Here is a 5393-nt window from a genome sequence, read left to right as displayed (position 1 = left end):
CGAAATCTTTTAAAATAGGTACCGTACGTTTACTGAATAATAAAAAATCTGAAAATAAGGTTCTTTTTGGCTATGTTGTATAAATGAATAAATATTTCGTTCTGTATTTTTGTATGAGTGGTTTCTGCTAAATGAATGAATAATAAATAATTAGTAAAAATAGTAGCAAATAGTAATCCTATGTTTTCTGCTACATAAAAATTATTCGATTTAATAATCAAGTATATGATGATTAAAAGAGATGCAAAGGGTATAATCAATGCAAAATTAGGTGTGATTTTCTGTCTAACCCAAATTTGTTCATCATAAAAGTCAATTTTCGTTTTATTATGAAAAAAAGTAGTTGATATTTTAACTGTATCTTTTCTTTTCCCTGAGAAAAAGTCTTTTTCTAAAAGTTTTTCAGCATCTGCTTTTTCTTTTATAGAAATCGGATACTCTTTGTATAGGTTTTTCATAAAATTTTGTTTTCACGAATGTTTGCCAACTTGTTATATATCAACAAAAAGTTTGTCTGGTTTATATTTCGGGATAAAAGAAGCTTTAGCAATTTTATTCCTTTTCATTTTACGAACTAAATATAGTAAAAAAAGAAATATAGCTTTTTGTAAAATAAAAAAGCCCTCTAAAAAGAGGGCTTGAAATATATGGTAGAAAAAATATTAAGCGAATAAACTATCAATCTTTTCTTTTTCTTCTTGTGCTAAAGCGGCATCAACTAAGATACGTCCACTGTGCTCGTCAATTGTAATTTTCTTACGGTTAGCAATTTCTAACTGCACCTGTGGTGGAATGGTAAAGAAAGAACCTCCAGCAGCACCACGCTCAATAGCTACAACAGCTAATCCGTTACGAACTTTAGTTCTAATTCTTTTATAAGCAGATAATAAGTGATCGTCGATAGATTGAGCGAACTCTTCTGATTTTTCTTTTAATAACTGCTCTTCTTTTTCAGTTTCTTTTAAGATAGCATCTAATTCACCTTTTTTGTGAGTTAAATGGTTTTCTTGTTGTGCTAATTTTTCTTTAGTATTCTCGATAACCTCGTTCTTTTGAGCGATTTTAGCTTTGAATTCTTTAATTCTTTTTTCTGATAATTGAATTTCTAATTCTTGATATTCAATTTCTTTTGTTAAAGAATCAAACTCACGGTTATTACGAACGTTTTTTTGTTGTTCCTCGTACTTCTTAATTAATGTTTTAGACTCATCAATAGCTAATTTTTTATTGCTAATATCAGTTTCTAAATTTTTAACATCTTCAGCTAAATTAGAAAGTCTCTTGTTTAATCCGGCAACTTCATCTTCTAAATCTTCAACTTCTAAAGGTAATTCACCGCGAACGTTTCTAATTTCGTCAATTCTAGAATCGATTAACTGTAAATCATATAACGCTCTTAATTTTTCTTCTACCGTTACTTCTTTTTTTGCCATCTGTTAAATATAGTATATTGGATTTGTACTCTTTTCGCTTAAAATAATTGCAAAAGTACTAAATTTTTTGTTAAGATAATCAACTAAAAGATTTTTTGTAAATTGTTCGCTTTCATAATGTCCAACATCGGTAAGTAAGATGTTTTTTTCAGCTTTGAAAAACTCATGATACTTAAAATCAGCACTAATGTATGCATCGGCGCCAGCTCGTAAGGCATTTTTAATAGCAAAACTCCCTGAGCCTCCTAGTACAGCTACTTTTTTAATAGGCTTGCCAAGCAATTCTGAATGTCGTACACAGCCTGTTTTAAAGGTTTCTTTTACAAATATTAAAAAGTCTTTTTCATTCATTTTTGAAGGAAGTTCTCCAATCATTCCCATGCCTACATGTTGGTTTTGATTATCTAAGGTAATGACTTCGTAAGCAACTTCTTCATACGGATGATTTTTAAAGAGAGCCGAAAGTATTTTTCCTTCTAAAAAAGCATCAAAAGTAACCGTAATACAGGTTTCTTCTTCAAACATTAATTCTCCTTTTTTACCAACAGTCGGATTTGAGTTTTCGTTGCCTCTATAACTTCCTTTTCCTTCTATATTAAAAGAACAGTTGTCATAATTACCAATATTTCCTGCGCCCGCTTCAAATAGTTTTTCGCGTAAATTAGTAGCCTCTGCAAACGGAACATAAGTCGTTAATTTTTTAATGATTCCTTTTTTAGGAATGAGCGTGAATTCATGTTTTCTAGTCCTAAAACTTCTCCCATTTTAGCCGAAACTCCATTGTTAACATTATCTAAAGCTGTATGTGTAGCATAAATAGCAATGTTATGTTGAATAGCTTTTAACACGACGCGTTCTACATAATTGTTACCATTGATTTTTTTCAATCCGCTGAACACAATAGGGTGAAAGCTTACGATAAGATTACAGTTGTTAGCAATTGCTTCATCTACAGTTTCTTCAAGCGTGTCTAATGTGACTAAAACTCCAGTAACTTCAGTAGTATAGTTCCCTATTAATAAGCCAACATTGTCAAAATCTTCAGCATATGAAAGCGGTGCTAATTGTTCAATATAGTTGGTAACGTCTTTTATTTGCATTTTTTTGAGTTTGAAAGTTGTAAAGTTACAAAGTTTAAAAGTTTTTGTGTTGTAAGTGTAAAAACTAATTTAGTACTTTTGAAGTAATGAAACTACTACGATTTTTATTATTTCCGTTTGCTATTTTGTATGATGTGATTACGAGAGTTCGTAATTGGTTTTTTAATATAGGTATTTTAAAAGCTACTTCTTTTGATATTCCTGTAATTGCTGTTGGAAATTTGAGTGTAGGCGGAACAGGGAAATCTCCACAAATTGAATATTTGATTCGTTTACTAAAAGATAATTACAAAATAGCGGTGTTAAGTCGTGGATACAAGCGTAAAACAGAAGGATTTCAGTTAGTCAACGATACACATGTTGCAGAAGATGTAGGCGATGAACCACTACAGTTTTACAAGAAGTTTAAAACAGCTATTACCGTAGCTGTAGATGCTGATAGAACGAATGGAATTCAACAGTTATTACAGCAAAATAATTCGCCAGAAGTTGTATTGTTGGATGATGCTTACCAACATAGAAAAGTAACAGCAAGCAGCTATATTTTACTCACAAAATACAACGATTTGTTTGTGGATGATTTTTTATTGCCTACAGGAAATTTGCGAGAAAGTAGGAGAGGAGCTAAACGAGCAAAAGTGATTGTGGTTACAAAATGTCCTGAGAGTTTATCTAAAGCAGCGCAAGAAAAAATCGTGCGAAAACTCAATCCGAAATCGTATCAAAAAGTATTTTTTACAACGATTGCTTATGACGAAAATTTAAAAGGAGCTGAAGAGTTAACAATTGATGATTTGGAGGATAAAGAAGTGTTATTAGTAACGGGAATTGCGAATCCGACTCCTTTATTGAATTTCTTGGAAGAAAAGAATGTATGTTTCAAGCATCTAAACTTTCCGGATCATCATAATTTTACTCAACAGGATATTGAGAACATTAAAAAATCTTATGAAGCATTAGCTTCTCAACAAAAAATCATACTAACTACCGAAAAGGATTATATGCGTTTAGAAGGAAAGGTCGATTCTCTTAATTATATTTCTATAAAAAGTGAGTTTCTTAATGGAGGTGAGCAGTTTGATAAAGCTATTTTAGAAAGCTTAAAAAACTTTAAAAGGAATTAATTTTACACATACTTTTCTCCAAAAGTATCTTTAGCCTCTTCTCGAAGTTGTTTAATGTCTTGCTCGTCTTTGCGTGGACAAATAACTAACACATCGTCTTTTTCTATAATAATAAAATCTTGTAGCCCTTGAACTACTACTTTTTTACCATTTTTAGTGCTAACCATATTTCCGTTGGCATCTTTAAAAATAGTTGTGGCTCCAACGGTTGCATTTTGGTGAGTATCTTTACCAAGTTTGTTATATAAAGAACCCCAAGTGCCCAAATCATCCCAACCAAAATCTACAGGGAGTACGTGTACTTTTTCAGAGCGTTCCATAATCCCGAAGTCGATAGAAATGTTTTCACACTTTTCATAATTGCTATTGATGAAATCGTCTTCAAAATCGGTATTATAAACATTCGTTCCATCATCTAAAATAGCAACCATTTCAGGAAGATGTTTTTTAAAGGAATCTAAGACGCTAGCAACAGACCAAACAAAAATACCAGCATTCCACAGATAATCACCACTCGCTAAAAACTGAGTAGCTTTTTCTAAGTTTGGTTTTTCGGTAAACGTGGCATTTTCTAAGTTTGGTTTTTCGGTAAACGTTTTTACTTTTTTTATTTCAGAAGAGCTTTCTTCAAACTGAATATAGCCATAACCTGTATTTGGATGACTTGGTTGTGTTCCCAAGGTCATTAATATATCTTCTTTGGCGCAAGCGTTAAAAGAAGTTTCTATGTTCTTAATGAATTCGGTTTCGTTTTCTATCCAGTGATCAGATGGGGCTACTAACATCACAGCATTTTCATTTTGCTGGCGAATTTTTAACGCAGCATACAAAATACAAGGAGCTGTGTTGCGCATTGTAGGTTCGAGTAATAGCTGTTTTGAGCTAATTGTAGGAAGTTGCTCTAATACCAACTCTTCATAACGCTTATTTGTAGCAATTAAAATGTTTTCAGAAGGAATTAATTGATTGATTCTATTAAAAGTTTTTTGCAGTAAAGATTCACCACTTCCTAATAGATCGTGAAACTGTTTTGGGTATTTTTCGGTGCTTACAGGCCAAAGGCGTGAACCTACACCTCCCGCCATAATTACTGCATAATAATTACTGCTCATACTGTTTTATTTATTTTGAAGCTACTAGCTCCACTTCTGCATTTTGATTGAATAAATACACGCGTTTGTTACTCAAATTTAAACACTCATAGCGTGTTCTTCGTTTGCTTCCTCTTTTGTATAGTGTTTCTTTGAATTGAAAAACGCTTCCGTTAGGAATTTCAAAGATAAAATTCTTTCCGTCTTCAGACTTTCCTCTTCGTAAAGCTAGCGATAAATTTACATCAGTATCTGTGCTTGCCTTTGGGTTTTTTAGGTAATTAGCTAAATAAGGTAATATATCTTTCGGATAAATTGCTGGTTGTAAAAAAGGCAGCATTAAATGTTGAAAAACTGTTTTCCACTCTTTACCATGCGGTTGTACCCTTCCAAATTTTTGATAGGTAACATGGTGTGCAATTTCGTGAACTAAAGTCAACAAAAACTGATACGGATTCAAGTTGTTATTCACTGTAATTTGCATGTGACCATTTGGTAAGCGACGAAAATCACCATGTTTGGTTTGACGTTCGCTTACTATTTTTAAGTTGATTTTATGCTCAATAATTAAATATTCAACTAAGGGAATAGCTTCTTCAGGGATGTATTTAATCAGTGTTTTTTTCAAAAGTCAGTTCGAGTGGT

General features: G+C 32.2%; 5 protein-coding genes and 1 pseudogene. 1 reads left to right on the top strand and 5 read right to left on the bottom strand.

Annotation, left to right across the window (positions count from 1 at the left end; genetic code table 11):
* Positions 1–29: 29 nt before the first annotated feature.
* The 3 genes and pseudogenes from OU788_RS11590 to OU788_RS11580 form a co-directional block, all read right to left on the bottom strand.
* Positions 30–458 (bottom strand): hypothetical protein, encoded by a 429-nt coding sequence (locus tag OU788_RS11590; RefSeq protein ID WP_274635317.1) that lies wholly within the window; start codon positions 456–458, stop codon positions 30–32.
* Between the two features lie 204 nt (positions 459–662).
* Positions 663–1433 carry a zinc ribbon domain-containing protein gene (locus tag OU788_RS11585; protein ID WP_274635316.1) on the bottom strand — a complete coding sequence of 257 codons (771 nt, stop codon included), beginning with the start codon at positions 1431–1433 and terminating at the stop codon, positions 663–665.
* Positions 1434–1436: 3 nt separating this feature from the next.
* Positions 1437–2533: pseudogene (locus tag OU788_RS11580) on the bottom strand (Nif3-like dinuclear metal center hexameric protein).
* A gap of 86 nt (positions 2534–2619) precedes the next feature.
* On the opposite strand from OU788_RS11580, the gene lpxK reads away from it, so the two are divergent.
* Positions 2620–3657 carry a tetraacyldisaccharide 4'-kinase gene (gene lpxK / locus OU788_RS11575; RefSeq protein ID WP_274635315.1) on the top strand — a complete coding sequence of 346 codons (1038 nt, stop codon included), beginning with the start codon at positions 2620–2622 and terminating at the stop codon, positions 3655–3657.
* A 2-nt stretch (positions 3658–3659) separates the two neighbouring features.
* Here the strand turns inward: lpxK and OU788_RS11570 are convergent, their stop codons facing one another.
* Both OU788_RS11570 and OU788_RS11565 read right to left on the bottom strand, forming a co-directional pair.
* Complete coding sequence (locus OU788_RS11570; protein WP_274635314.1) at positions 3660–4769, bottom strand: mannose-1-phosphate guanylyltransferase; 1110 nt, start codon at positions 4767–4769, stop codon at positions 3660–3662.
* A 10-nt stretch (positions 4770–4779) separates the two neighbouring features.
* On the bottom strand, positions 4780–5376 hold the full coding sequence (locus OU788_RS11565; protein WP_274635313.1) for a SprT-like domain-containing protein: 597 nt from the start codon (positions 5374–5376) through the stop codon (positions 4780–4782).
* Between the last annotated feature and the right edge of the window lie 17 nt (positions 5377–5393).

The organism is Tenacibaculum sp. L6 (genome assembly GCF_028823685.1).
Lineage (GTDB): Bacteria > Bacteroidota > Bacteroidia > Flavobacteriales > Flavobacteriaceae > Polaribacter.
Note: the sequence above shows the minus strand (reverse complement) of the source record. Positions and strands in the feature narration are given on the sequence as shown.

Coding starts and splice junctions, on each gene's coding strand:
- OU788_RS11585 (WP_274635316.1), bottom strand. CDS start 1,433: ATGGCAAAAAAAGAAGTAACGGTAGAAGAAAAATTAAGAGCGTTATAT.
- OU788_RS11570 (WP_274635314.1), bottom strand. CDS start 4,769: ATGAGCAGTAATTATTATGCAGTAATTATGGCGGGAGGTGTAGGTTCA.
- OU788_RS11590 (WP_274635317.1), bottom strand. CDS start 458: ATGAAAAACCTATACAAAGAGTATCCGATTTCTATAAAAGAAAAAGCA.
- lpxK (WP_274635315.1), top strand. CDS start 2,620: ATGAAACTACTACGATTTTTATTATTTCCGTTTGCTATTTTGTATGAT.